21 protein-coding genes are annotated in these 25835 nt (G+C 71.6%); 7 read left to right on the forward strand and 14 right to left on the reverse strand.

Going from position 1 to position 25835, the window contains the following annotated elements; genetic code table 11:
* Window positions 1-8 precede the first annotated feature (8 nt).
* Complete coding sequence (locus G569_RS54305; RefSeq protein ID WP_037501245.1) at window positions 9-290, reverse strand: hypothetical protein; 282 nt, start codon at window positions 288-290, stop codon at window positions 9-11.
* A gap of 71 nt (window positions 291-361) precedes the next feature.
* On the opposite strand from G569_RS54305, the gene G569_RS0135470 reads away from it, so the two are divergent.
* The gene (locus G569_RS0135470; RefSeq protein ID WP_028066931.1) at window positions 362-1297 is read left to right on the forward strand and encodes a LysR family transcriptional regulator; all 936 of its coding nucleotides are present in this window, start codon (window positions 362-364) and stop codon (window positions 1295-1297) included.
* On the opposite strand, the gene G569_RS0135475 is transcribed toward G569_RS0135470, so the two are convergent.
* Window positions 1275-1799 (reverse strand): adenylate kinase family protein, encoded by a 525-nt coding sequence (locus G569_RS0135475; RefSeq protein ID WP_028066932.1) that lies wholly within the window; start codon window positions 1797-1799, stop codon window positions 1275-1277. The two genes, G569_RS0135470 and G569_RS0135475, sit on opposite strands and share 23 nt — an antisense overlap.
* 2 nt (window positions 1800-1801) lie before the next feature.
* On the opposite strand from G569_RS0135475, the gene G569_RS0135480 reads away from it, so the two are divergent.
* Window positions 1802-2713 carry a homocysteine S-methyltransferase family protein gene (locus G569_RS0135480; RefSeq protein ID WP_028066933.1) on the forward strand — a complete coding sequence of 304 codons (912 nt, stop codon included), beginning with the start codon at window positions 1802-1804 and terminating at the stop codon, window positions 2711-2713.
* On the opposite strand, the gene G569_RS0135485 is transcribed toward G569_RS0135480, so the two are convergent.
* Window positions 2710-2928: a hypothetical protein gene (locus G569_RS0135485; protein ID WP_028066934.1), complete on the reverse strand. Its 219-nt coding sequence runs from the start codon at window positions 2926-2928 to the stop codon at window positions 2710-2712. The two genes, G569_RS0135480 and G569_RS0135485, sit on opposite strands and share 4 nt — an antisense overlap.
* A 17-nt stretch (window positions 2929-2945) precedes the next feature.
* Here G569_RS0135485 and G569_RS0135490 point away from each other — a divergent pair, with 17 nt between their 5' ends.
* Genes G569_RS0135490 through G569_RS54315 form a run of 4 tightly spaced genes read left to right on the forward strand, consistent with a single transcriptional unit; the run spans window position 2946 to window position 7375 of the window.
* A complete protein-coding gene (locus tag G569_RS0135490) occupies window positions 2946-3605 on the forward strand; it encodes an RNA polymerase sigma factor (protein ID WP_028066935.1) in 660 nt (219 codons plus the stop codon).
* On the forward strand, window positions 3602-3865 hold the full coding sequence (locus G569_RS0135495) for a zf-HC2 domain-containing protein (protein ID WP_211233175.1): 264 nt from the start codon (window positions 3602-3604) through the stop codon (window positions 3863-3865). Before G569_RS0135490 ends, G569_RS0135495 begins: the two co-directional genes overlap by 4 nt.
* A gap of 34 nt (window positions 3866-3899) precedes the next feature.
* Complete coding sequence (locus G569_RS59680; RefSeq protein ID WP_053227462.1) at window positions 3900-6632, forward strand: EAL domain-containing protein; 2733 nt, start codon at window positions 3900-3902, stop codon at window positions 6630-6632.
* The gene (locus tag G569_RS54315; RefSeq protein ID WP_084286062.1) at window positions 6629-7375 is read left to right on the forward strand and encodes a pyridoxamine 5'-phosphate oxidase family protein; all 747 of its coding nucleotides are present in this window, start codon (window positions 6629-6631) and stop codon (window positions 7373-7375) included. The genes G569_RS59680 and G569_RS54315 overlap by 4 nt, the downstream gene beginning before the upstream one ends.
* 85 nt (window positions 7376-7460) lie before the next feature.
* On the opposite strand, the gene G569_RS54320 is transcribed toward G569_RS54315, so the two are convergent.
* The 11 genes from G569_RS54320 to G569_RS0135565 form a co-directional block, all read right to left on the reverse strand.
* The gene (locus G569_RS54320) at window positions 7461-8231 is read right to left on the reverse strand and encodes a G1 family glutamic endopeptidase (RefSeq protein WP_053227463.1); all 771 of its coding nucleotides are present in this window, start codon (window positions 8229-8231) and stop codon (window positions 7461-7463) included.
* A 219-nt stretch (window positions 8232-8450) separates the two neighbouring features.
* A complete protein-coding gene (locus G569_RS0135520; protein WP_028066937.1) occupies window positions 8451-9320 on the reverse strand; it encodes a dimethylarginine dimethylaminohydrolase family protein in 870 nt (289 codons plus the stop codon).
* 10 nt (window positions 9321-9330) lie between these two features.
* Entirely contained in the window at window positions 9331-9906 is a 576-nt protein-coding gene (locus G569_RS59685) for a CAP domain-containing protein (RefSeq protein ID WP_053227464.1), read from the reverse strand.
* Window positions 9907-10275: 369 nt separating this feature from the next.
* Window positions 10276-11619, reverse strand: a complete 1344-nt coding sequence (locus G569_RS0135530) for a hypothetical protein (RefSeq protein WP_157592535.1) — start codon at window positions 11617-11619, stop codon at window positions 10276-10278.
* A 100-nt stretch (window positions 11620-11719) separates the two neighbouring features.
* Window positions 11720-12988 carry a glycerophosphodiester phosphodiesterase gene (locus tag G569_RS54330; protein ID WP_169542312.1) on the reverse strand — a complete coding sequence of 423 codons (1269 nt, stop codon included), beginning with the start codon at window positions 12986-12988 and terminating at the stop codon, window positions 11720-11722.
* A gap of 53 nt (window positions 12989-13041) precedes the next feature.
* Complete coding sequence (gene uraH / locus G569_RS0135540; RefSeq protein WP_028066988.1) at window positions 13042-13344, reverse strand: hydroxyisourate hydrolase; 303 nt, start codon at window positions 13342-13344, stop codon at window positions 13042-13044.
* Window positions 13341-15452, reverse strand: a complete 2112-nt coding sequence (gene ade / locus G569_RS54335) for an adenine deaminase (RefSeq protein ID WP_053227465.1) — start codon at window positions 15450-15452, stop codon at window positions 13341-13343. Before ade ends, uraH begins: the two co-directional genes overlap by 4 nt.
* Window positions 15449-17596 (reverse strand): molybdopterin cofactor-binding domain-containing protein, encoded by a 2148-nt coding sequence (locus G569_RS0135550; protein WP_028066939.1) that lies wholly within the window; start codon window positions 17594-17596, stop codon window positions 15449-15451. Before G569_RS0135550 ends, ade begins: the two co-directional genes overlap by 4 nt.
* On the reverse strand, window positions 17593-18873 hold the full coding sequence (locus G569_RS0135555) for an 8-oxoguanine deaminase (protein ID WP_211233176.1): 1281 nt from the start codon (window positions 18871-18873) through the stop codon (window positions 17593-17595). Before G569_RS0135555 ends, G569_RS0135550 begins: the two co-directional genes overlap by 4 nt.
* 32 nt (window positions 18874-18905) lie before the next feature.
* Window positions 18906-19364, reverse strand: a complete 459-nt coding sequence (locus G569_RS0135560) for a (2Fe-2S)-binding protein (protein WP_028066941.1) — start codon at window positions 19362-19364, stop codon at window positions 18906-18908.
* Between the two features lie 64 nt (window positions 19365-19428).
* Window positions 19429-20253, reverse strand: a complete 825-nt coding sequence (locus tag G569_RS0135565; protein ID WP_028066942.1) for an FAD binding domain-containing protein — start codon at window positions 20251-20253, stop codon at window positions 19429-19431.
* Window positions 20254-20292: 39 nt separating this feature from the next.
* On the opposite strand from G569_RS0135565, the gene G569_RS0135570 reads away from it, so the two are divergent.
* Window positions 20293-25818 (forward strand): ATP-binding protein, encoded by a 5526-nt coding sequence (locus G569_RS0135570; protein WP_211233177.1) that lies wholly within the window; start codon window positions 20293-20295, stop codon window positions 25816-25818.
* Window positions 25819-25835 lie beyond the last annotated feature (17 nt).

Consider the following 25835-nt stretch of genomic DNA (forward strand, 5'->3'; position numbering starts at 1 on the left):
AACCTTGGCTACACACTGGCGACGCGCGCCAGCGAGAGGTGGCGGCGCTGGGCGGGCCGGCCGGCGGCTTGGCGGGCGCGACGGCGGAGCAGCTCGACGGCGTCGGCCGAGCGGGTGAACGGGTCGGCGATGGCGGCGCCGTCGCGGGCCGAGACCGCGGCGATCAGCAGGTCGTCCTGCTCGGCGAGGAACAGCGGGCCAGCAGGGATCGCGGCGCTGTCGAGCGCGGCGAGGCGGGCGAGAGCGGCGGTGTCGGCGGCGGTGGCGGGGCGGATGGTGAGGTTGGTCATGGACAGGATGGTGCCGTGGGGTATTGATCATGTCCAATGATGAGTTGCTGGCTATGGCATAATGTCCGCTAATGCTCGACCTCAAGCTGCTCACCACCTTTCGTGAGGTCGCCGTGCGGGGCTCGTTCTCCGACGCCGCCGCCGCGCTGGACTTCACCCAGCCCGCCGTCTCACAGCACATCTCGCGCCTGGAGTCCGCGCTCGGTGTGCGCGTGCTGGAGCGCAACGCCCGCGGCGTGTCGCTGACGCCCGCGGGCGAGGTGCTCGTGCGCCACGCGTCCGCGCTGCTGGACGCCGCGCGCAAGGCGGAGGAGGCCGTGCGCGACGCCGCCGGCATCGGCCGCGCGCAGGTGCGCGTGGCGGCGTTCCCGTCGGCCGCCGCGGGCGTGTTGCCCGGTGCGACGCGGGAGCTGCGCCAGCGGCGCCCGGATGCCGAGCTGACCTTGCAGGTGCACGAGCTCGAGGCGGCGCTGGACGCGCTGCAGGCGGGCCGCGTCGACGTGGCGGTGATCGTGGACTCCGCGCTCTCGCCCGCCAAGCGCCGGACGGGCGTCGAGTACCTGCCGATCTGCGACGACGAGATGCGCATCGCCGTCGCTGCCGACCACCCGCTGGCCACCCGCGCGTCGGTGGCGCTCGAGGAGCTCAGCAGCGAGCCGTTCCTGATCACCGAGGTCGCGGGCACGTGCGCGGACTCCAACGTCGTCCTGCACGCGTTCGCCGACGCGGGCTTCGAGCCGACGGTCGCCTTCGAGTCCGAGGACTACCAGGCGCTGCAGGGCATGGCCGCGTCCGGGATCGGCGTGGCGATGATCCCGACGATGGCGCTGACCAGCTCCCGCAGCGACGTCGTCGTGCTGCCGTTGCGCGGCCAGGCGCCGTCGCGCCAGATCCTCGCCGCCGTGCGCGCCGGGACCGACGATCCGCTCGTCGACCACCTGATCGAGGCGCTGCGCCGTTCCGCCCGCACGCTCGCGGGCATGCCTACGTTGGTGGCTGTGGCCTGACCAGCCGCGTCTGGAGATCGGCGGCGATCGTGTCCTCGTCACGCTCGCCGTCGACCTGGACCAGCACGTCGCGGTAGTGGTCGATCAGCGGCTCGGTGTCCTCGGCGTACTCGCGGAGCCGTTCCTGGATCACGTCGGCCTTGTCGTCCTCCCGCCCGCGGGCGAGCAGGCGCCGCATGACGACCTCGTCGCCGACATCGAGGTACACGACCGCATCGAACGCGAGGCCCTCGGCCTGGGCGAGCGTGCGCGGGTAGCCGTCGAGGATGTAGCCGTCCAGCCGCGCGATCACGGGCAGGACGGCGCGGGAGACGAGCTCGTCCGGCGCGAGCCGCCCGGCCGCCATGTGCGCCTTGACCTCGCGGCCCAGCTCGGTGTCCTCGGCGACCTCTTCGCGCAGGACGTCCCCGGAGGAGATGTGCGGCACGCCCAGCTCCGAGGCGAGCCGCACGCCCTGTGTGCCTTTTCCCCCACCCGGCGGGGCGAGCATGAGAACCTTCACACGTGCGAGGCTACCTGCCGCAGGCCGATGGGCGCGTGTTCCTCACCGACGGTGGGATCGAGACGGTCCTGATCTTCCACGAGGGCCTCGATCTCCCGGCGTTCGCGGCGTTCCCGCTGCTGGCCGACGAGGCGGGCACCGAGACCCTGCGGCGCTACTACGCGCCGTTCGTCGCCGAGGCGGCCTCGCGGGGGCTCGGGTTCATCGCCGAGAGTCCCACCTGGCGGGCGAGCCCGCGCTGGGCGGCCGATCTGGGCATCGGCGCGGAGGAGCTCGACGCGCTCAACCGGCGCGCGATCGCGCTGATGGAGGAGCTGCGCTCGGACCACCCGGAGGTCGTCATCAGCGGCTGCGTCGGGCCGAGCGACGATGGCTACAACCCCGCTGAGCTGCTGTCGGTGGACGCCGCGGAGGCCTACCACTCGACGCAGATCGCGACGTTCGCCGACACCGCCGCCGACTTCGTCACCGCGGTCACGCTGACCTACGCCGAAGAGGCGATCGGCATCGTCCGCGCGGCCCGCGCCGCCGACCTGCCGGTGGTCATCTCGTTCACCGTCGAGACCGACGGGCGGCTGCCCAGCGGGCAACCGCTGCGCGAGGCTCTAGCTCAGGTCGACGCTGAGACTGACGCGTATCCGGCGTACTACATGCTCAACTGCGCGCACCCGACCCACTTCGAGGCGATTCTCGACGACGAGTTGCTGCGGGAGCGCGTGCGCGGGATCCGCGCGAACGCGTCGATGCTGAGCCACGCGGAGCTCGACGAGGCGGACGAGCTGGACGAGGGCGATCCGGCCGACCTCGCGGTGCGCTGCTCGGCGCTGACCGCGCAGCTGCCGAACCTGAACGTGTTCGGCGGCTGCTGCGGCACCGACCACCGCCACGTGGCCGCGATGGCTGCCGCGCTTTAGCGCCGGCCTGCCCAGCCGGACCAGAGGCTGTCCTCTGGACCCTCGGGGCGCTTGCGCTCGACGTCCCACACCGGCTGCGGGCGGGGCGGCTCGGGGCGGTAGACCGGCTCGGGGTCGACGGTCGGCGTCGCGGCGCGGCGCTGCCAGCTGTCCAGCAGGACGAAGATGATGCCGCCCGCCACGGCGGCCAAGATGATCGAAGCGGCCACGGTCATGGTTGAATCCCAGGGTAGTGGCCGCTCCAGAAGACGTCACCGTCGATGCCGATGCGGCGCTGCTCGAGCGGCTGCGCGCCGGCGACGAGGACGCGTTCATGACCCTGGTCGACAAGTACGGCCCGCTGATGCTGCGCATCGCGCTCACCCACGTGCGCACGCGCGCGGTCGCGGAGGAGGTCGTCCAGGAGGCGTGGCTGGGCGTCCTGAAAGGGATCGATCGCTTCGAGGGCCGGTCGAGCCTGAAGACGTGGATCCTGCGGATCGTGGCCAACATCGCCCGCACCCGCGGGGAGCGTGAGGCACGATCGGTCCCGCTCTCCTCGCTGGCGCCGGACACGGGCGAGGACGAACCGGCCGTCGACCCGGAACGCTTCTTCGGGGCCGATCACCCGATGTACCCGGGTGGCTGGTCGTCCGCGCCGCACAGCTGGGCGCAGATGCCGGAGGAGCGGCTGCTCGCGGCCGAGACGCTCGAGCAGGTCAAGACGGCGATCGCGAAGCTGCCCGCGCGCCAACAAGAGGTCATCGTGCTGCGCGATGTCGAGGGCTGGGAGCCCGAGGAGGTCTCGCAGGCGCTCGACGTCACCGCGGGCAACCAGCGCGTGCTGCTGCACCGCGCACGCTCGAAGGTGCGGGCCGATCTCGAGCGCTACTTCGCCGGGACGGACGTTTGAAGGGCCCGATCATCCCGGGCGGCATCAGCTGCCGCGAGGTCGTCGAGCTCGTGACCGCCTACCTCGACGGTGCGCTGGATGCGGAAGTCGTCCAGCGGATGGACGCGCACCTGCAGCTCTGCCCTCCATGTGTCGAATACGTGGAACAAGTGCGCACCACCGCCCGTCTCGCCGCTGCCGCAGCGACCGCCGAGCTCGAGTTGCGCCCGGACCGCGACGCACTTCTGACCGCCTTCCGGGAGTTCAAACACAGCGACTAAAGAGTTCCGGGACGGGTCCGATGACCCCGTACAAATGTCCGGAACCTCGAACAAGCCGAACCGCCTCGCCCATTACGCTGCCCTCATCGGCGCGGGCGCGACGGCCGCGACGGTCGCCCATCTGGCGGCCGGTCGCAAGCCCTCGGCTCCACCGGCGGCCCCGTCTGAGCCGCGCGGCGGGATGCCGTTCGCGACCGACTCGGCCTTCGTCGGCCTGATCGAGTCCGTCGCCGCCGCCACGGCCCACGCCGACAGCATCGAAGATGCGGTCCAGGCGTGTGTCGAGCACGTCTGCCGCTGGACCGGATGGCCGGTCGGCCACGCCTACTTCTGCGGCAAGAGCGAACACGACTTCCTGCAGCCGTCGCACGTCTGGTACCTCGGGCACCCGACGAAGTTCGAGGCCTTCCGCGCCGCGACGCTGGGCATGCCACTGGCCCCGGGCATCGGCCTGCCGGGCCGCGTCGCCGCCACCGGCCGTCCCGCCTGGATCGTCGATGTCACCTGTGACGCCAACTTCCCGCGCGCCGAGGCCGGCGCCGAGGTCGGTCTCCGCGGCGCCTTCTCCTTCCCGATCCCGATCGGCGACAAGACGTTCGCCGTCGTCGAGTGCTTCTCGCTGCAGGCCGTCACGCCCGACGACCGCCTGCTCGAGGTCACCGCGCACATCGGCCGCCAGCTCGGCCGCCAGATCGCCAGCCAGCAGCTCGGCGACGCCCTGCGCGAGTCCGAGAACCGCTTCCGCTCGGTCGCCGAGTCCGCGACCGACGCGATCGTCGCCGCCGACCAGAACGGCGACATCATCTCCTGGAACCGCGGCGCCGAGCTGATGTTCGGCCACGGCGAGTCCGACGTCGTCGGCAAGGCGCTGTCGATCCTGATGCCCGAGCGCTTCCGCCCGATGCACGACGCCGGCATCGCCCGCGTCGCCGAGGGCGGCATGGCCGCGGCGCGCCTGATCGGCCAGACCGTCGAGGTCGTCGGCCTGCGCAAGGACGGCCGCGAGTTCCCGCTCGAGCTCTCGCTCGCCATGTGGGAGACCGCCGGCAAGCGCTTCTTCAGCGGCATCATCCGCGACATCTCCGAGCGCAAGAAGGCCGAGGAGAAGCTCAAGGCCGTCCTCGAGACCGCGCCGGACCCGATCGTCGAGGTCAACCACGACGGCACGATCGGCTTCGCCAACGCGCGGACCGACAAGCTCTTCGGCTACGACCGCGAGCAGATCCTGGGCCGCCCGGTCGAGGAGCTCTTCGCCGAGCGCACCCGCACGCTGGTCGCCGAGCGCTTCGCCGCGGTGCTGGCGTCGACCGAGAGCGACTCGCAGGTCGCCCTCGGCATGGGCCTCGAGCTCTGGGGCCAGCGCAAGGACGGCACGGAGTTCCCGGTCGACGTGATGCTCTCGGTGCTGCACACCGACGACGGCGTCGTCGTCACGAGCATCATCCGCGACATCACGGAGCGCAAGCGCTTCGAGAACCAGTTGCAGCACCTGGCCGACCACGACGCGCTGACGGAGCTCTTCAACCGTCGCCGCTTCGACCAGGAGCTCGCCGAGTACGTCTCCTACACCGCCCGCTACGGCGGCCAGGGCTCGGTCTTCCTGCTCGATCTCGACCGCTTCAAGTACGTCAACGACACGCGCGGCCACAAGGCCGGCGACGAGGTCATCCGCGCGGTCGGCCGTGCGCTGCACGACAGCGTCCGCAAGACCGACGTGGTCGCCCGTCTCGGCGGCGACGAGTTCGCCGTGCTGCTGCGCGACGCCGACCAGGACACCGCGGAGCGCATCGCCGAGGGCATGCTCGAGACGATCCGCGAGCGGCGCCTGCCGCTCGAGGGCCAGCGCATCTCGATGACGACCTCGATCGGCATCGTCTGCTTCGAGGACGAGGAGCCCTCCGTCGAGGACGTCATGGTCTCCGCGGACCTCGCGATGTACGCGGCCAAGGAGGCCGGCGGCAACCGCTACCACGTGGCCACGGCCGATGGCGGCGAGTACGTCTCCGGCATGCAGGTCCGGCTCAACTGGGCCGACCAGATCCGGCGCGCGCTCGACGAGGACCGCTTCGTCCTCTACTGCCAGCCGATCCTCGAGCTGGCGAGCGACTCGATCACCCAGTACGAGCTGCTGCTGCGCATGATCGGCGACGACGGCGAGATCATCATGCCCGCCGCGTTCATCGACACCGCGGAGCGCTTCGGCCTGATCCAGGAGATCGACCAGTGGGTGGCGCGCAAGGCGATCCACCTGCTCGCCGAGCACGACGTCCGGCTCGAGGTCAACGTCTCGGGCAAGTCGATGGGCGACCTGGCGATCCCGGAGCTCGTCGAGCGCGAGATCGCGCTGACGGGCATCGATCCCAGCCGCCTGGTCTTCGAGATCACCGAGACCGCCGCGATCGCCAACATGGAGCAGGCGCGGGCCTTCGCCGAGCGCCTGACGCGGCTCGGCTGCCGCTTCGCGCTGGATGACTTCGGCGCCGGCTTCTCGAGCTTCTACTACCTCAAGTACCTGCCGCTCGACTACCTCAAGATCGACGGCGACTTCATCCGCTCCCTCACCTCGAGCGTCACCGATCAGCTCGTCGTCAAGTCGATGGTCGACATCGCCCGCGGTATGGGCATGAAGACGATCGCCGAGTTCGTCGAGGCCGAAGAGACGGTCTGCATGCTCCGTGAGAAGGGCGTCGACTACTCCCAGGGCTACTACCACGGCGCCCCGCGCCCGGTGGCCACGGAGTTCAGCAAGCTGGAGGTTCCGCGATGAGCGGTCCTGGACGGCCGGGCTCGGCCGCTGAGCATGTGCTTCAGGAGAAGTACGGCAACGTGAAGCGCGCCAACGCCTTCTACGACAACCAGGTGCTCGCGTACCTGACGCCGGAGATGCGCGAATTCATCCTCAAGCAGAAGATGATGTTCGTCGCCACCTCCGACTCGCACGGCGAGTGCGACAACAGCTTCCGCGCCGGCCCTCCCGGGTTCCTCCGGGTGCTGGACGAGAAGACCGTCATGTGGCCCGAGTACAAGGGCAACGGCGTGACGGCGTCGATGGGCAACATGGTGGAGAACCCGTACGTGGGCATCCTCATGGTCGACTTCTTCGAGACCGCCGTGGGCCTGCACATCAACGGCGTCGCGAGGATCGTCGAGAACGACGCGATCGAGGCGTTCAGCGCGCTGTTCGACCGCCTGCCGTTCGCGACGGGCTTCGTCAACTCACCCGAGGTCAAGAAGACACCGGAGCGCTGGGTCGTGGTCTCGATCGACGAGGCCTACGTCCACTGCTCCAAGCACATCCCGATGCTGCGCTACCTCGAGGGCGAGGAGGCCACCGAGGCCGAGACCACGCGCCGCGCCGGGGACGTCTTCAAGGCCAAGAACGGCGAGCGCGCCTGGCTGCAGCCCGCCTGCGAGGTGCCCGCGGTCGTCGAGCCGGAGCCGGAGATCGGCACCGTCCGCTTCGCGCAGCCGCCGGCCCGCCGCCACACCCCCCAGCCGGTCCGCAAGTAGACGCATCTAAAGGGGTCAGGCCCCTTTAGGTTCACGCGGTTGGGGCCGCCTCGGAGCGGCCCGGACCTAAAGGGGCCTGACCCCTTTAGAAACGGCGCCAGGGTGGCCGGTCGTACTGACCGGTCGCTTGGTCGTAGCTGACGCTGAACGCCGTACCGGACTGCTTGAGCGAGGACGTCGTCGCCGCGCTCATGTCACCCGCGAGGTCCACCTTCTCGGTGGTCCAGTTCGCGTCCGTGATGCCGCCGGTATGGCCGTTCGCTGTGGCGCTCGCGCTGGTGAAGGTCACCTTGCCGAAGTCGCTGAGCGGCAGCACCTGCGTGCCGAACCGGGACTGCGCCGACGGCGCCTCCGCGACCCATTCGGCGCTCGAGGTGTCCGGGTCGGACATGTGCAGCGTCCTGCTGACCGACTTGCCGGTAGTGGTGTTCGCCAGCGAGACCTTGACGGTCGTGCCGGTCACGGTGACCTTGGCGGTGATGTGGTCGCCCGGGTGGACGGCGAGCTTGAGCGTCACCGGCGCCTTCGGGACGAGCTCGTACCAGGCCGAGTAGGTCGCCTCGCCGTTGACGTAGTCGGACTCGGTGCCGACCTGCTCGAGCGCCTCCGAGGAGTCGCCGGCACCGCCGAGGCCGACCCAGGTCGCCTCGTAGCCCTCGCTCGCCTCTTTGGCGGTGGGCACGACCCAGCTGCCGGAGACGCTGCTGAACGTGGTGCCGGTCGCGACGTAGCCCGCCCAGTTACTGCTCGTCGCCGTCGTGGTGGTGGTTGCGGCCGAGGCCGCCGGCGCGCTCACGAGCAGCGCCGCGGCCGCGATGCCTGCCGCCAGCCGGCGGCGGAAGGTCTGTCGTCTCATGCCTCAACCGTGGGGCTCCCGGCTGGGTGTTGCCTGTGAGGCGGCTGAGCATCCGACCTCAAGGAGAAGCCACTGGCGACGCCTTGCTGCCGGCGGCCGCCGCCTCCGCGGCACCGATCCGGCCGTCGACGATCGCGGCCGGCAGCCAGCACAACCGCGCGATCAAGGCCGACGACCACGCGGCTGAAGATCAAGATCCGGAGGCTCGACGGCTGAGCGTCAGCTGCGCAGCAGCGGGGCGGTGAGGCACGTCGGGCCGCCGTCGCCCTTGAGGGAGAGCTCGGAGCCGTCGTAGGTGTGGACCTCGACGCCGCGCTGCTCAAGGGCCGCGCGCACCTTGTCGGCACCGTCGACCATCACCACGACGCCCGGGCGGACGGCGAGGATGTTGCAGCCCATCGCGTCATAGCTGTCGCGGTCGATCGCGATGTACTCGATGCCGCGCTCGGCGATGTCCTGGAGCAGGCGCACGGGGGCGAGCGGCTCGTAGACCACGAACAGGCTCTCGGTCGCGGCGCTCAGGAACGACTGCAGGTGCAGGACGTACTCGGCGCCCTGGTCGTGCGGCATGTCGTAGGTCTCGACATGGATGCCCTCGGGCTCGAGCAGCTCCTGGATCCGCGCCGCGCCCTTGCGGTTGGTGCGGTATCCGAGGCCGATCAGCGCGGTCTTGTCGTCGAGCCAGAAGCGATCGCCGCCGTCGGCGTAGGCGTCGCCCTCGAGCGTGCCGAGCACGGGGACGTCGATCGCTTGCAGCGCCTCGGCGGCGTGGCCCGGCTCGCGCATGCGGGCGGGCTTGGCCATGTTGAGCGGGATGCCGCCGCGGCCGGAGACGATCAGCGGGTCGTGCATGTAGACGGCGTCGACCTGGCCGTCGAGCGCGTCGGCGACCTCGACCGTGTCCACGAGCCCGTCGAGCAGCTCGACGAACGCCTCGTGCTGCGCGCGCAGCTTGTCCGGGTCGGGCGTCCGCCAGCCCGCGTCGTCCCAGTCGCCTGAGAGCGCTGGGCGCCGGACGAGGACCCGCTGGAGCGGCGCGACCATGGACGTGACGCCATAGCGGGCGCCGGACGGAGCGGTGGCGGTCATGCCGCCAAATCTATCCGCGCCGGATCGTCGCCAGGTCCATCGCGTAGGTCGCGCCCGGCAGGCCGGAGCTCGTCGCCGTCGGCGCGCCACCGGCGACGCCCACGCCGATCTCCCGGTACGTGGGGGAGAGGAGGATGCGTTTGTGGTGCTCGCTGTTGAGCCAGGCGTCGACGAGCGCGTTCGGCGAGGACCGGTCGCCGGTGCCCCAGCCGAGGTTCTCGCCAGCGCGCCAGCCGTCGCCGGGCTCGCCGTACCCGGCCGCCTCGAGGCGGTCGTTGAGGCCCTCACCGCTCGGGCTCGTATGGGCGAAGAACTGGTTCTGAGCCATGTCCGTGGCGTGGCCGCGGGCCGCGCGGGCGAGGTCGGCGTCGCGCCGGAGCGGGTCGATGCCGCGTGCCTCGCGCTCGATGTTGACGAGACATATGACCGCACTGGACGCGGTCGCGAGCTCGCTCGGCGCCTGCGGGATCTCCAGCGATCCGTTGCATTGGTAGACGCCGCGCGATGCGCTGGCGGGCGTGGCGGCGAACGTGAACGCCGTCGTCATGGCAACGGCGAGCAGCGGCCGCAGAGCGGTCGTGGGCATTGCAGAGCCTCCCGGCACGCGCCGTCGCCCCTGATCGCGGCGCGCTTGATCGATTCGTGGGCCCGGGTTCCCGTCGGGCCTGTCCTCGGAGCGGCGACCAAAGCTCCCCAGCCGGTCAGCGCATCTCGTGCATTGGCGGTTACCCGCTATCTGGACGGGTTCACATAAATCTCGCGTGCGTCCAGCTCGCGCGACGTCAGAATCGACGTCGTTCGCGCGTTAACTCGACGGTCGTACGCCTTGCGTGGCCCCGGGCGACGCTGGGGGGAACACCGTCCAGGGACGGACCCGCGTGCCCGGGGCCACGCAAGACGCACGTCGGCCGGCGGCGGCGAAGTATGACGACAATGTCGATGTGATCGACATTCTCTACCCGCAGGGGGACGGACCGTCGGCGCTCGCGCGCAGCCCGGTCACGACCCACTCGCCGGCCGGGTGCCCCAGCGTCCACGTGACGCTGTAGGTCCGCGCGATCGAGCAGCCCTGTTCGAGGGCGCCGAGCTCCAGCGACACGAGCACGCGGTCGCCCTTGGTGCTCGTCGTGATGTTGCTCGGAGTGTTCGAGAGGGTCTTCGCGTAGCCGGCCTTCCAGCGGTCGAAGCCGCCGAACTGCGCCCGCAGCCCGGCCGGCAGGACCGCCCAGGCGTCGTCGAAGCGCTGCTCGTCGATCGCGGTGTAGTAGTCGCGGACGAAGGCCTCGGCGCCGTCGGTGCTGGGCGGCTTGACGGTCGGCTCGGGCGACGCGGTCGGGACGCCGTCGCCGGAGCTCGGCAGATCCGACGACGCCGGGGTGTCGGACGACTTGGGGAGGTCGGACGTGCGAGGGGCGGCGGACTTGTCGGAGGAGCCGGGGAGACCGGGGGCGACGAAGATGCGCGGATCGTCGGGCGCCTTGCCCTTGCCGGCCGGCGCGTCGTCGTCGCCGGTCGCGGGCGTCTTGCTCTTGCCGGTCGGCGTGTCGCCGCCGGACGCCGGGGCCTTGCCGGAGCCGGACGCCGGCGCCTTGCCCGAGCCGGACGGCGCGTCGTCGGCGGCGGGCGTCTTGCTCGCGTCGGCGCCGCCGGCGGGTGCCTTCTTGCCCGAATGGGCGGGCGTTTCGGCCGCGATCGGGGTCGGGTGCTCCGGGCGGGCCTCGGCGAGGGCGACGCCCGCGATCCCGGCCACGGCGGCGACGGACACGAGGGACACGGAGAGCGGCCAGCTCGTCGCCCGCGCTCCGCCGGGGGCGAGGCGGTCATACGCCAGCGCGAGGCCGACGATGACGATCGCCACGAGCGCGGCGAGGAACGCCACGCCGGACAGCGGCCAAAGGGCGGTCAGGAGGGTCGCCACGCCGAGCGTCAGCGGACGGCGCGCCGGCCACGGCCAGAGCGGCGCGGCGAGGGCGCCGGCACAGGCGATCGCCAGCCCGCTGACGATCAGCACGCGGGAGGTCTCGCCGAAGGTCAGGCGCACGTCCCCGCCGAAGGCGAGCCGCATCGCGGCGATCAGCAGGATGAGCGCGGCGGCGGCCAGCAGCGCGCCGGCGGAGAGGAGGACGCCGGCCGCCACCGTGCGGGCGATGGCGGCCGACGTCGGGAGGGTGGGCGACGGCTCCGGCGCGTCGGTCGACGCACCCACCGGGTCAGCGGCGGGGAGCGCCGGCGCGCCGGCGGACCGGTTGCCCTGTGCCGCATCGCCGTTCCGGGGGGGAGGGGCGACAGTGAGCGGCACCGAGCGAGCCTCTCAGCCTCGCGCGCGGGAAGCCATGGCCGCCCGCGCACACTTGTGCGAAGACCGGTTGCCCTTTCGGGCAACCGGTCGCTGAAGCGCTTTACGGGGTCGTCGTCGAAAGCGTGAGCGTGAGCGTCTTCGCGTAGGTGCCCGTGCGCAGCGCGTCGCCGGCGCTCACGTGCTGCTTGAAGTTCACGTTCACCGTCTCGTTGGACACCGGGGCGGTCCACGCCGACTTGCTGAACTCGACGACCAGGGGGGACGGCAGCGCGAACGTGCCGTTCATCAGGTGGCCCGGGTCGCTCGTGGTGAGCGTGGCGTCGCCGGCGCTCGAGATCACGGTGGCGGTCGTCGACGCGGTGTAGTCCTTGTCGACGCCCGGGGTGAACGCGCCGAAGGAGGCCGGAGCGCCGAGCGTGAGCGAGAGCGTGGCTCCGACGGTGCCGCCGACGCCGCTCTTCTGGTTGCGGGCGAGGCAGGCGTCATGCGAGTTCTTGGCGTCCAGCGCGCCCTGCAGGCCGACGGCCTTGCGCGGCCCGAGGATCCCGATCAGCACGTCGGAGAAGTTGGTGAACATGCCGTCCACGCCGACGTTCAAGGCCGCGTTCATGTTGGCCGCGGTGTTGATCGTGTACGGGTGCACGTCCAGGCAGTTGGCGTGCGCGGTGTTGACCCACGCGGCGTTGATCGAGGAACCGAACGACGGCCCGAGGCCGACGGCGTAGTCCGCGTAGGACGGGATGTTCGCGACGGTCGGGTTGCCGAGGAAGATCAGCGGCAGGCGGGCATCCATGGCGTGGATCGTCTTCAGCGAGTCGGCGCTGAAGGACTGGATCAGCACCTGCCAGCGGGAGATGGCGGGCTCGCGCAGGCCGTACTTGTCGAGCAGCGCGAGCAGGCGCTCCTCCATGTGGTCCTCGGGGTCCGGCGCCTTGGTCTCGATGTAGTAGTTGACCGACTTGCCGTAGCGCTGGAAGACCTCTTCGAGCGTCGGGATCTTCTGGTCGGCCCACTCGGCGCCGAACCACGCGCCGGCGTTGCAGGTCTTGATCTGCTCGAGCGTCTTGGTGTCGACGGCGCCGGTGCAGTTCTCCGCCGGACCGCGGGCGGTGCGATTCAACGTGGTGTCGTGCATGACGACCAGGACGCCGTCCTTGGTCACCTGCAGGTCCTGCTCGATGTAGTCCGCGCCCATCTCGATCGCGCGGTCATAGGAGGCGAAGGTGTGCTCAGGACGGGTGCCGGATGCGCCGCGGTGCGCGACGACCAGCGGAGCGGCCGCCTGCTCCGGGCCGGACTGCGCCTGAGCGGTGGGTACGAGGCCAGAGAGCATCAACGTCGCCGCGGCGACGGGGAGTAGGTAACGCATGCGCGCCACCCTCACCGAACACCCACACAACGGAGTGATGGATTCGTGAACGGTCAGCTGCCGCGATACGTGCTGTACGCCCAGGGCGAGACCAGCAGCGGCACGTGATAGTGCGCGGAGGGATCGGTGATCCTGAACCGCACCGGGACGCGGTCGAGGAACTCGTGCGATTCGAAGTAGTCGCCGACCGCGAACTCGAGCTCGAAGTCGCCGCCGCCGACGTCCCCGAACGACACGCGGCCGTCCGCGTCGGTCGAGACCGAGGCGAGCACCTCGTCGCCGCGCCGCAGCACGATCGCGACGCCCGCCGCCGGCCGCCCGTTCGCCGTGTCCAGGACATGCGTGGAGAGGCTCAGAACGCGTCCTCCAACCGCAGCCGCGCGATCTTGCCGATCTCGCCGAGCGCGGTGTCGATCTCCTGCTCGACCGTGTTGCCCAGACGGGCATCCGCGTTGGCGAGGATCGAGTCCTTGGTGTGCTCGCGGACGCAGATCACGAACGGGATGCCGAACTTCGACCGGTAGGCGGCGTTGGTGGCGGCGAAGCGGTCGTAGTCCTCGCCGGAGAGCTTCAAAGTCGCCTGCTCGGCGCGCGAGTGGTCGGTCAGCGGCGCGACCTTCTCGCCGAGGTCCGGGTGGGCGCGGATCAGCGCGAGCTGCTCGTCGCGCGACGCGCCGTACATCGCGGTCCGCAGCGCGGCGTCGATCTCCTCGATCCCCTCCAGACCGTCGCGCCATGCCCGCTCGGCCACCCACGGCGAGTGCTCGTACAGGCCGCCGAACCGGGCGACGAAGGCCTCGTGGGGAGTGAGCTCGAGCGGCACGAGCGCGAAGGCGTCGACGTCGACGAGGCCGCGATCGGTGATCTTCAGCGACGGGATCACCGACAGCGCCAGGAACGACAGCGTCATGAACGGCGCGCCGATCTCCACGCCCTGCTCGGCGAGCAGGTCCTGCAGGTGCTCGAGACCTTCCGCCACCTCCTCGAGCGGCCGGTCGGAGAGCAGGCCCGCGATCGGCAGCGCGAGCTCGCCGCGTACCTCGCCGCCGCGCGCGACGACGATCCCGCCGCCGAGCTCCTGCGCGCGCGCCGCGCACAGCGCCATGTCGTCGTCGGACACGCCCACGACGACGAGGTTGTGCGCGTCGTGGGCGACGGTCGAGCAGAACGCGCCCTCCCGCAGCCCGAAGCCGCGCACGAGGCCGAGGCCGACGCGCCCCGTTGCGTGGTGGCGCTCGATCACCGCGATCTTGGCGAGGTCACGCGCGGGATCGGCGACGACGTGCCCGTCGAGGATGCGCGGCTCGGCGGACCCCGCGCCCGTGATCAACTGCCCCGGGTTGATGTCGATCACCCGCACCCGCTCGGGCGTCCCGGGGATCCCGAAGGCGACGGGAACGGCGCGCATCGTGTCCTGCAGCCCGGCGGCGACGGCCTGCGGGTACACCGGCTCGCGCCCGTCCTTGAGCACGCGCGCGACCGAGAACGAAGTCAGGTCGTCGAGCAGGACGAGGTCGGCGGCGTAGCCGGGCGCGATCGCCCCGCGGTCGAGCAGCCGGTGCGCCCGCGCGCCGTGCAGCGACGCCATCACGAGCACGTCCTCGGCGGCGATCCCGGCCTCGACCGCCCGCCGGCACATCTCGTCGATGTGGCCTTCGCGGTGCAGGTAGTCGGGCTCGCGGTCGTCGGTGCAGAACGCGCAGTAGTCCGGCCCGTGCTCGCGCACCAGGTCCAGCAGCGCGAGCAGGTTGCGGGCGTTGGAGGCCTCGCGGATCAGCACCCACATGCCGCGGCGGCGCTTCTCGAGCGCCTCGTGTGCGGTGAACGCCTCGTGGTCGGTGGAGATGCCGGCGGCGGCGTAGGCGTCCAACGCGCGCCCGAGCACCCCCGGGGCGTGCCCGTCGACGTGCGGCGCGACGATCCGCGCGAGCACGTCCGGATCGCCCGCGATGACGCCCGGGAAGTTCATCATCTCGGCGACGCCGAGCGCCCGCGGGTGCTCGAGGATCACCCGCATGTCCTCTGGGCCGAGCGGTCCGATCGGCGACTCGAAGTGCGACGCCGGCACGCACGAGGACGCCATCACGAACACGTCCAGCGGCAGGCCCTCGGTGGCGTCGAGGTACCAGCGGACGGCGTCGAGCCCGCCGACGTTGGCGAGCTCGTGGGGGTCGCTGATCACCGCGGTCGTCCCGCGCGGGACGACGGCCCGCGCGAACTGCGCCGGCGTGAGCTTCGACGACTCCAGGTGCACGTGGGCGTCGATGAACCCGGGCACGAGCCACTTCCCGCGCCCGTCGATCCTCTCGCCGCCCTCGTAGGACCCGACGCCCGCGATCTTCCCGTCGGCGATCGCGACGTCGCCGTCGAGCCACTCGCGGGTGAACGCGGAGAAGACCTTCGCGCCCTCGATGACGGTGTCGGGCTCCGCGTCCCCGCGGGCGACGGCGATGAGGTGACTCACAACCCGATCATGTCATCGGGGCGCAGCGGGACACGCGTCAGCGGCCTGCCGGTCGCCGCGCGGACCGCGGCCACCACCGCGGGCGTGGAGGAGATCGTCGGCGGCTCGCCGATCCCGCGCAGCCCGTAGGGCGAGTCCGGGTCCCCGAGCTCGAGCACGTCCAGCTCGACCGGCGGCATGTCGAGCACGGTCGGGATCAGGTAGTCGGTGAACGACGCGTTGCGCACGAGCCCGTCGACGACCTGGATCTCCTCCATCAGCGCGAGCCCGAGCCCCTGCGCGATGCCGCCTTCGATCTGCCCCTCGACCGCGAGCGGGTTCATCGCCTTGCCGACGTCCTGCGCGGTCGCGATCTCGACCACCCGCACCAGCCCGAGCTCGGTGTCGACGTCGACGACCGCCCGGTGCGCGGCGAACGCGAACGTGACGTGGGCGTCGCCCTGGCCGAGCTCGTCGAGTGGCACGGTCGGCCGGTGGCGGTACTCGCGGGTGCACTCGATCCCGTCGCCGATCTCGCCGCGCCGCTCCCACTCCTCGCGCACCGCGCGGCACGCGGCCTGGACCGCGCCGCCGGTCATGTGGGTCTGGCGCGAGGCGGACGAGGACCCGGCGGAGCCGACCTGCGTGTCGGCCGGCAGGACCAGCACGTTCTCGACGCCCAGCTCCGTGCGGGCGATCTGCCCCAGCACGGTGACGAGCCCCTGACCCACCTCGGCGGCGGCAGTGTGAACCTCGACCAGAGGTCCAGGTGTCAGCCTCACGCGGGCGGTGGAGAAGTCGTCGAAGCCCTCGGAGAAGCCGATGTTCTTGAAGCCCACGGCGTACCCGACACCGCGGACGACGCCTTCGCCGCGGGTGACGTTGGCGATCCCACCGGGCACGCCGTCGCCCTCCGGCATCGGGCGACGTCTCACCGAGTGGAGCAGTTCGGCGACCGGCGCCGGGCAGTTAATCGGCGCGCCGGTCGGCATCGACGTGCCGGTGACCATCGCGTTGCGCAGCCGCAGCTCGACCGGGTCGATGTTCAGCGCCGCGGCGAGCTTGTCCATCTGCGCCTCGTGGGCGAAGCAGGTCTGCACGGCGCCGAAGCCGCGCATCGCGCCGCACGGCGGGTTGTCGGTGTAGACGACGTAGGAGTCGATGCGGGCGGACGGGACCTCGTACGGCCCGAGCGCGAACGAGGCGGCGTTGGAGACCACCGCGCCCGAGGAGGACGCGTAGGCGCCGCCGTCGAGCAGGATGCGGGCCTTGATGTAGAGCAGCTTGCCGTCCCGCGTGGCGCCGTGCTCGTAACGCATCCACGCGGGATGCCGGTGCACGTGGCCGAAGAAGGACTCCTCGCGCCCGTAGACCATCTTCACCGGCCGGCCGGTGTGCATGGCGAGCAGGCAGGCGTGGGCCTGCATCGAGACGTCCTCGCGCCCGCCGAACGCGCCGCCCACGCCCGCGAGCGTGAACCGCACCTTCTCCACGGGCAGGTCGAGGCACGCGGCGACCTGGTCGCGGTCGACGTGCAGCCATTGCGTCGCGATCCACAGGTCGACGCCGCCGTCCTCCGCGGGCACGGCGAGCCCGGACTCCGGCCCGAGGAACGCCTGGTCCTGCATCCCGACCTCGTACTCCCCGCTGACCACCACATCGGCTTCACCCGGCTCGTCGCCGTGCGCGATGTGGACGTGGCGCAGCAGGTTCCCGCCGGGGTGCAGCGGGGGAGAGTCCTCCGAGAGCGCGTACTCGGGGTCGGTGATCGGCTCGAGCTCCTCGTACTCCACTTCGATCCGGTTCGCCGCCCGGCGCGCGGTCTCAGGGTGGTCGGCGGCGACGATCGCCACCGGCTCGCCCTGGTAGCGCACCTGGTCGATCGCGAGCACGGGCTGGTCGATGTGCTCGAGCCCGTAGAACTTGCGCCCCGGCACGTCGGAGTGGGTGAGGACGGCGTGCACGCCCGGCACCACGAGCGCCGCGCCGAGGTGGATCGCCTTGATCCGCGCACGTGGGTGCGGCGAGCGCAGCGTCGCGCCCCACAGCATGTCCTCCGCCCACATGTCCGACGAGTAGGCGAACTCGCCCTTGACCTTCGGGATGCCGTCCGGCCGGCGCACCGACACGCCGACGCCGTTCTTGACCTCGGTGATCGTGGTCACAGCCGCACCTCCGCCAACTCGTGCGAGATCTCTTCGACGTCGCCTGTCTTCAACTCGCCGCCCTCGACCACGATCTTGCCGTCGACGATCACGGTGTCGGCCAACGGCCGGGCGCCCAGGACGAGCGCCGCGACGGGGTCCTCGATCCCCGCGTGGTCGAGGTCGTCGAGCCGCCACACGACGATGTCCGCGAGCTTGCCGGCCTCGAGCGTGCCGAGCTCGTCCTCGCGGCCGAGGCAGCGCGCGCCGTGCAGCGTCCCCAGCTCGAGCGCCTCCGCGCAGGTCATCGCCGCCGGGCCACCGCGCAGGCGCGCCACCAGCAGCGCCTGCCGCAGCTCGCCCCCGAGCTCACCCGCCTCGTTGGACGCGGCGCCGTCGACGCCGAGCCCGACGGGAGCGCCGGCGCGCACGAGCGGCACGACCGGCGCCATCCCCGCGCCGAGCCGCGCGTTGGAGGACGGACAGTGCGCGACCCCCGTCCGCGTCGCGCCGAAGAGCGTGACCTCGTCGTCGGAGAGGTGCACGCAGTGCGCGAGCCAGACGTCGTCGCCGAGCCAGCCGAGGTCCTCGAGGTACTCGACCGGCCGGCAGCCGAACAGCTCCAGGCAGAACGCCTCCTCCTCGACCGTCTCGGCCATGTGCGTGTGGAGGCGCACGCCGCGCTCGCGCGCGAACGCGGCCGTCTCGGCCATCAGCTCGCGGGTGACGCTGAACGGCGAGCACGGCGCCAGCGCGATCCGGCACATCGCGCCCGGCGACGGATCGTGGAAGCGATGCAAGGCGTCCTCGTACGCCGCGAAGATCGCGTCGCGGTCCTCGACCACGCTGTCCGGCGGCAGCCCGCCCTGCGAAGCGCCGAGGTCCATCGCGCCCCGGCACGGGTGGAAGCGGATGCCCAGCTCCCGCGCGGCCGCGACCTCGACCCCCAGCAGGTCACCCCCGGGGAAGACGTAGTGATGGTCGGAGGCGGTCGTGCAGCCCGAACGCAGCAGCGCCGCCAGCCCCGCCCGCGCCGCCACGCGCTCCACGCGCTCGTCGATCCGCGCCCACGTCGGATACAGCTCGACCAGCCACTCGAACAGCGTCGCCTGCTGCGCGAACCCGCGCGTCGCCCACTGGTAGAGGTGGTGGTGGCAGTTGATCAGGCCCGGCGTGATCAGGAAGCCCGGTCCGCCCAGCGCCGGCCCGTCGCCCGGACCCTCGCCGATCGACACGATGCGATTGCCCTCGACGACGACGTGCCCGTCGGCGATGACGGGCCCGGCGACGGTCGCCACCGCGCCCCGCAAGATAAAGGGGTCAGGCCCCTTTAGGTCGTGCACGCGCGGACGGCGTCGAGGATCTTCTCGTAGCCCGTGCAGCGGCACAGGTTGCCCGCGAGCGCCTCGCGGATCTCCGCATCGCTCGGCGACGGGTTGCGCGCCAGCAGGTCGTGCGTCGCGACGATCAGTCCCGGCGTGCAGAACCCGCACTGGACCGCGCCCGCGGCGAGGAACGCCTCCTGGATCGGGTGCAGCTCCTCCTCCGACGGAGCGAGCCCTTCGACCGTCACGACGTCGCGTCCCTCGGCCTGCCCCGCCGCGACCAGGCAGGAGCACACGAGCACGTCGTCGAGGTACACGGAGCACGACCCGCACTCGCCCTGCTCGCAGGCGTTCTTCGAACCCGGCAGCTGGAGCCGCTCGCGCAGCACGTAGAGCAGCGACTCGCCCTCCCAGAGGCCGTCGACCTCGCGCGGCTCGCCGTTGACGCTGCACATCAATCGCATATGCGTTCCCTCATCGGCCACATCCACGTGCGGCGAGCGAACACGCACAGGTTGACGCTGCACATCAATCGCATATGCGTTCCCTCCACGCCCACGTCAACGTCCTCCGGGCCAGCACCGAGAGCGCATGGCGCCGGTAGGCCGCGGTTCCGCGCACGTCGTCGATCGGCGAGGCCGCCGCCGCGACGAGTTCGCCGAACCGTTCCGCGGTGCCGTTCGAGATCTCGTCCTGCTCGGCCAGGAACGCCTCGGCGTCGTGCGCCCGCAGCGGCCGCGGCCCGGCGGAGCCGATGCACGTCCGCCCCGTCCCGAGGTCCAGCGCGAACGAGCAGACGGCGATCACCATCGCGTTGCGCGTGCCCACCTTGGCGAACTGCTGCGGCCCGCTCGCGCGCGGCATCCAGACCGCCGCGATCAGCTCGTCCGGGGCGAGCGCGTTGCGCTTCGGGCCGACGATGAAGTCGTCGATCGGCACCCGCCGCGACCCGCGCACGGACCACAATTCGACGTCGGCGCCACCCGCGTACAGCGGCGGCAACGCGTCACCCGCGGGCGAGCTCGACCCCAGGTTCCCCCCGATCGTCCCCCGGTTGCGGATCTGCGGCGAACCGACGGTCCGCGACGCCATCGCCAACCCCGGCAGCGCCTCGCCGAGCTCCGCGATCACGCGCGTGTACGACACCCCCGCGCCGATCCGGAACCACCCGTCCTCCGCACTCCAGCGCGAAAGCTCGTCCACCCGCGTGAGGTCCAACAACGCCTCGGGCCGCTTGCGGGCGAAGTTCATCTCGACCATCACGTCGGTGCCGCCCCAGATCGGCAGAGCGTCCGGATGGGCCACCCGGGCTTCCAGTGCCTCCCGCCACGTGGGGGGTTGCAGGAACTCCATCCCATGAGAGATACACCCCGAGGCCCTAACGTGCCACCTGTGCCTTCTGTGACCCAGCGCACGTTTCGTCGTCTCGCCGTCGTCAATCGCGGCGAACCCGCGATGCGTCTCATCCACGCCGTCCGGGAGCTCAACGCCGAGCGCCCGGAAGATCCCATCACGGTCATCGCGCTCCACACCGAGCCCGAACGCAGCGCGATGTTCGTCCGCCACGCGGACGAGGCCTACAACCTGGGGGCGAACCCACGTGCGGCCTACCTCGACTACGAGGGCCTCAAGCGCGCGCTGATCGCGACCAGCGCCGACGCCGTCTGGCCTGGCTGGGGCTTCGTCTCCGAGCACCCGGCGTTCGTGGACATGATCGAGGAGATGGGTCTGGTCTTCGTCGGCCCGAGCGGCGACGTGATGCGCAAGCTCGGCGACAAGATCCAGTCCAAGCTGATGGCCGAGCAGGCGGGCGTGCCGGTCGCGCCCTGGTCCAACGGCCCGGTCGAGACGATCGAGGAGGCGCGTGCGCACGCGGAGCGCATCGGCTTCCCGCTGATGATCAAGGCCGCCGCCGGCGGCGGCGGCCGCGGCATCCGCAAGGTCACGGACATGGACGGCCTCGAGCACGCGCTCACGACGAGCCGCCGCGAGGCGGCCGACGCGTTCGGCGACGGCACCGTCTTCATGGAGGCGATGGTCGGCAACGCGCACCACATCGAGGTGCAGCTGATCGCCGACGGGCAGGGCACCGCCTGGGCGGCGGGCGTGCGCGACTGCTCCTGCCAGCGCCGGCACCAGAAGGTCATCGAGGAGTCCTCCAGCGTCGTCCTGACGCGCGAGCAGGAGGAAGAGGTCAAGGCCGCTTCCGTGCGCCTCGCGCTGGAGTCCGGCTACCGCAACGCCGGCACCGTCGAGTTCCTCTACGAGCCGGTCCAGCAGCGCTTCTCCTTCATGGAGGTCAACGCGCGCCTGCAGGTCGAGCACCCGGTCACCGAGGCGGTCACGGGCCTCGACCTCGTCAAGCTCCAGCTGCACGTCGCCGCCGGAGGCAAGCTCGAGGGCACGCCGCCCGAGCCCGTCGGCCACGCGATCGAGGCGCGCCTGAACGCCGAGGACCCCGCGATGGGCTTCTCACCCACGCCCGGTCGCGTCCAGGTGCTGGATCTCGCTTCCGGCCCCGGTGTGCGCGTCGACCGCGGCATCGCCGCCGGCGACGTCATCCCGCCCGACTTCGACTCGATGGTCGCCAAGGTCATCGCCTACGGCCGCACCCGCGATGAGGCCGCCGCGCGCCTGCGCCGCGCCCTGCGCGAGAGCACCGTGATCATCGAGGACGGCACGACCAACCGCGCCTTCATCCTCGCGATCCTCGACCGGCCGGAGTTCAAGAGCGGCACGATCGACATCCAGTGGCTGGACCGCATGGGCGTCAGCGGCGAGATGGAGGCCGAGGGCGGCGCCGACGTCGCGCTGCTGCAGGCCGCGATCGAGCTCGCCGACCGCGAGACCGCGCTCGAGCGCGCGAGCTTCTACGCGTTCGCCCGCCGCGGCCGCCCGGAGGCCAGCCCGCAGGTCTCGCGCGCCGTCGAGGTGCGCCACCGCGGCCAGGCATACCGCGTCATCGTCTCCCAGCTCGCTCCGAGCCGCTACCGGGCGGATGTCGACGGCACCGCCGTCGAGGCCACCGTCGAGCGCCTGAGCGGCCACGAGCGCCGGATCACGATCAACGGCGTCACCCACCGCACGATGATCTCCCGCCAGGGCGCCGACCTGCTGGTCGAGGTCCACGGCGTCCCGCACCGCATCACCCGCGACGACGGCGGCTTCGTGCGCTCGCACGGTCCGTCGGTGGTCGTCGCGATCCCGGTCAACGAGGGCGACGAGGTGGCCGAGGGCGACGTCGTCGCGGTCGTCGAGTCGATGAAGATGGAGACGTCGCTGACGGCGCCGTTCGCCGGCCGGGTGCGCCGCGTGCTGACCGGCACCAACGTGCAGGTCCCGGCGCAGACGCCGCTGCTGCAGCTGGAGGCGATCGAGGACGACGCCGCCGAGCAGTCCGCCGAGCGGGTGAGCTTCGATGCCGACGCACCCGCCGCCGAGGTGCCGTGCACGGCGGCGCTCGACCGCCTGCGCTGGATGCTCCTCGGCTACGACGTCTCGGGCGACGAGGTCCGCGGCGCGCTGGCGACGCTGCGCGAGCGCGCCGGCGATCCCTCGCTGATCGCGGGCGAGCACCAGCTGCTGGACGTCTTCAGCGACGTGCGCGCGTTGAGCCGCGCCCGCCACGATCCGGAGCGCGAGCTGCTGCACAGCCCGCAGGAGTACCTGCACGCGTTCCTGCGCTCGCTCGACGCCAAGGCCGAGCGGCTGCCCGAGCGCTTCGTCTCGCTGCTGCAGCGCGCGCTGTCGCACTACGGCATCGACTCACTCGACCGCACGGCCGCGCTCGAGGAGGCCTGCTACCGCCTGTTCGTCGCCCAGGAGCGCGCCGACCTCGCCCGCGCGGCCGTCACGTCGATCCTCGAGCGGCGCCTGCAGAGCGCCGACGAGCTCGTCGGCAAGGTGGGTGACGAGTTCCGCGGTGTGCTCGACCGGCTCGAGCTCGCCACCGAGCGCCGCGACCCGGTCCTCGCCGACCAGGCGCGCCAGCTGCGCAACCGCTTCTACGACCAGCCGCTGATCCTCGAGCGCCAGGCTGCCGCGTACGCGGTCCTGGACCGCCACCTCGGCGCGCTGATGGAGGACCCGGAGCGTTCCGATCGCGCCGAGCAGATCGACGCGGTCGTGACCGCGCCGCAGCTGCTCGCGCCGCAGATCATCGCCCGGATGAAGAACACCACGGCGCGCGAGCACCCGGCGCTGCTGGAGATCATGACCCGCCGCTGGTACCGCCAGCGTGAGCTCACCGGCTTCTGGGACGGCGTCACGACCGACGGCACCGCGTACGTCACGACGTCCTACGAGGAGAACGGCAAGCGCCATCACCTCGCCGCGGCGTTCGTCGACACGCAGGATCTGGATGACATCGCGGGCGCGATCTCGCGTCGCGCCGCACAGTACCCGCAGGGCGAGTCCGTCTTCGTCGACCTCTACGCGGCCGCGACGGCGGGCGAGGAGCTGGCGAACGACCTGAAGGCCGCCCTGGAGCGGGCGAACGTGCCGACGCTCGTCCAGCGGATCGTGCTCGACGTCCCCGCGCCGGTGCGCGGCGTGTCCGCCGCTGACGCGATCACGCTGTGCCGGTCGCTGGACGGCGGCTGGGAGCTCGACCGCGAGCTGCAGTTCGTGCACCCGGAGATGGCCGAGCGGCTGAACCTGTGGCGCATGAGCGAGTTCGTGCTCGAGCGGATCGCCTCGCCGGCGGACGTCTACCTGTTCCGCGGCGTCGGTCGCTCCAACCCGAAGGACGAGCGGCTCTTCGCCCTGGCCGAGGTGCGCGAGATCAGCGTCGTGCGCGACGAGAACGGGCGCGTCGTGTCGCTGCCCGAGCTCGAGCACGCGCTGGCGGAGGCGCTGGAGTCGCTGCGGCGCTTCCAGGCCCGCCGTTCCCCGCGCGAGCGGCTGCTGTGGAACCGCGTCCGCCTGAACCTGTGGCCCGAGATCGACCTCGCGCCGGACGAGGCGGGCGCACTGATCGACCGCTACGCCCGCGAGACCGAGGGCCTCGGCATCGAGACCGTCATCATCCGCGGCCGCATGCGCGACCCGCGCGACGGGGTCATCCGTGATTCTGAGCTCCGTCTGTTCGCGCCCGCGGGCCGCGGCGTGATCGTCGAGATCGACGAGCCCGCGACCCGTCCGCTGCAGCCGCTGGACGAGGGCGCGCGGCGGATCGTCCAGGCCCGGCGCCGCGGCTCCGTGCACCCGGCCGAGCTGGTCAAGGTGCTGGCGCCGGAGCGCCGCGATCCCGCCCGCGCGATCCCGCGCGGCGAGTTCATCGAACACGACCTCGACGACGACGGCAACCTCGTCCCGGTCGACCGTTCGCCGGCGATGAACGAGAGCGGCATCGTGGTCGGCGTCACGCGTTCCTTCACCTCGCGCTTCCCCGAGGGGATGGCGCGCGTGGTCCTGCTCGGCGATCCCACGAAGTCGCTGGGTTCGGTCGCCGAGCCCGAGTGCCGCCGGATCATGGCCGCGCTCGACATGGCCGAGGAGCTGGGCGTGCCGGTCGAGTGGTTCGCGCTTTCGAGTGGCGCCCGCATCTCGATGGACTCCGGTACGGAGAACATGGACTGGGTCGCCGCCGCGCTGCGCCGGATCATCGAGTTCACGCAGAACGGCGGCGAGATCAACGTCGTCGTGACCGGCATCAACGTGGGCGCGCAGCCGTACTGGAACGCCGAGGCGACGATGCTCATGCACACGCGCGGCATCCTGATCATGTCGCCCGAGAGCGCGATGGTGCTGACCGGCAAGCAGGCGCTGGACTTCGCGGGCGGCGTGTCGGCCGAGGACAACTTCGGCATCGGCGGCTATGACCGCATCATGGGCCCGAACGGCCAGGCGCAGTACTGGGCGCCGGACCTCGCGGGCGCGTGCAGCGTGCTGCTGCGCTACTACGAGCACTCCTATGTCGCGCCCGGCGAGCGCTTCCCGCGCCGCGCCGAGACCCGCGACGGGCTGGAGCGCGACGTGCGCTCCGCGCCGCATTCCGCGCCGGGCTCCGAGCTCGCGACCGTCGGCGACATCTTCTCCGACGAGACGAACCCGGGCCGCAAGCAGGCGTTCGACATCCGCAGCGTCATGCGCGCCGTGGTCGACAACGACCACCGGCCGCTGGAGCGCTGGGAGCGGATGCGCGACGCCGAGGCCGCCGTCGTCTGGGACGCCCACCTGGGCGGCTGGCCGACGACCGTGATCGGCATCGAGTCGCATCCGATCGACCGCTTCGGGCCGACCCCCGCCGACGGTCCCTCGCAGTGGACGTCCGGCACACTGTTCCCGCGCTCGTCGAAGAAGGTCGCGCGGGCGATCAACTCCAACGGCGGGCGGCGTCCGCTCGTGGTGCTGGCGAACCTCGCCGGGTTCGACGGCTCGCCGGAGTCGATGCGCCAGTGGCAGCTCGAGTACGGCGCCGAGATCGGCCGCGCGATCGTCAACTTCCGCGGCCCGATCGTCTTCTGCGTGATCTCGCGGTACCACGGCGGCGCGTTCGTGGTCTTCTCCCAGCGGTTGAACGAGGGCTTCGAGACGATCGCCGTCGAGGGTGCCAAGGCGTCGGTCATCGGCGGTTCCGCCGCCGCCGGCGTGGTGTTCACGCGCGACGTCACCGCGGCGACGCGTTCGGATGCCCGTGTGGTGGAGATGGAGGAGCGCATCGAGGCCGCCGAGGACGCCGCTGCCGCCCGCCGCTTGCGGAGCGAGTTGTCGTCGCTGCTCGACACCGTCCGCGCCGAGAAGATGGGCGAGCTGGCCGCGAAGTTCGACTCGATCCACTCGATCCAGCGGGCGGTCGAGGTCGGCTCGGTCTCGTCGATCGTGGCCGCCGCCGAGCTTCGCCCGTACCTGATCGGGGCGATCGAGCGCGGCATGCAGAAGGCCGAGGCCACGCACACCGAGGTCATCACCGCGTAGACGTTTCGACCTGGGTC

Origin of the sequence: Solirubrobacter soli DSM 22325, assembly GCF_000423665.1 — a bacterium.
GTDB lineage: Bacteria > Actinomycetota > Thermoleophilia > Solirubrobacterales > Solirubrobacteraceae > Solirubrobacter > Solirubrobacter soli.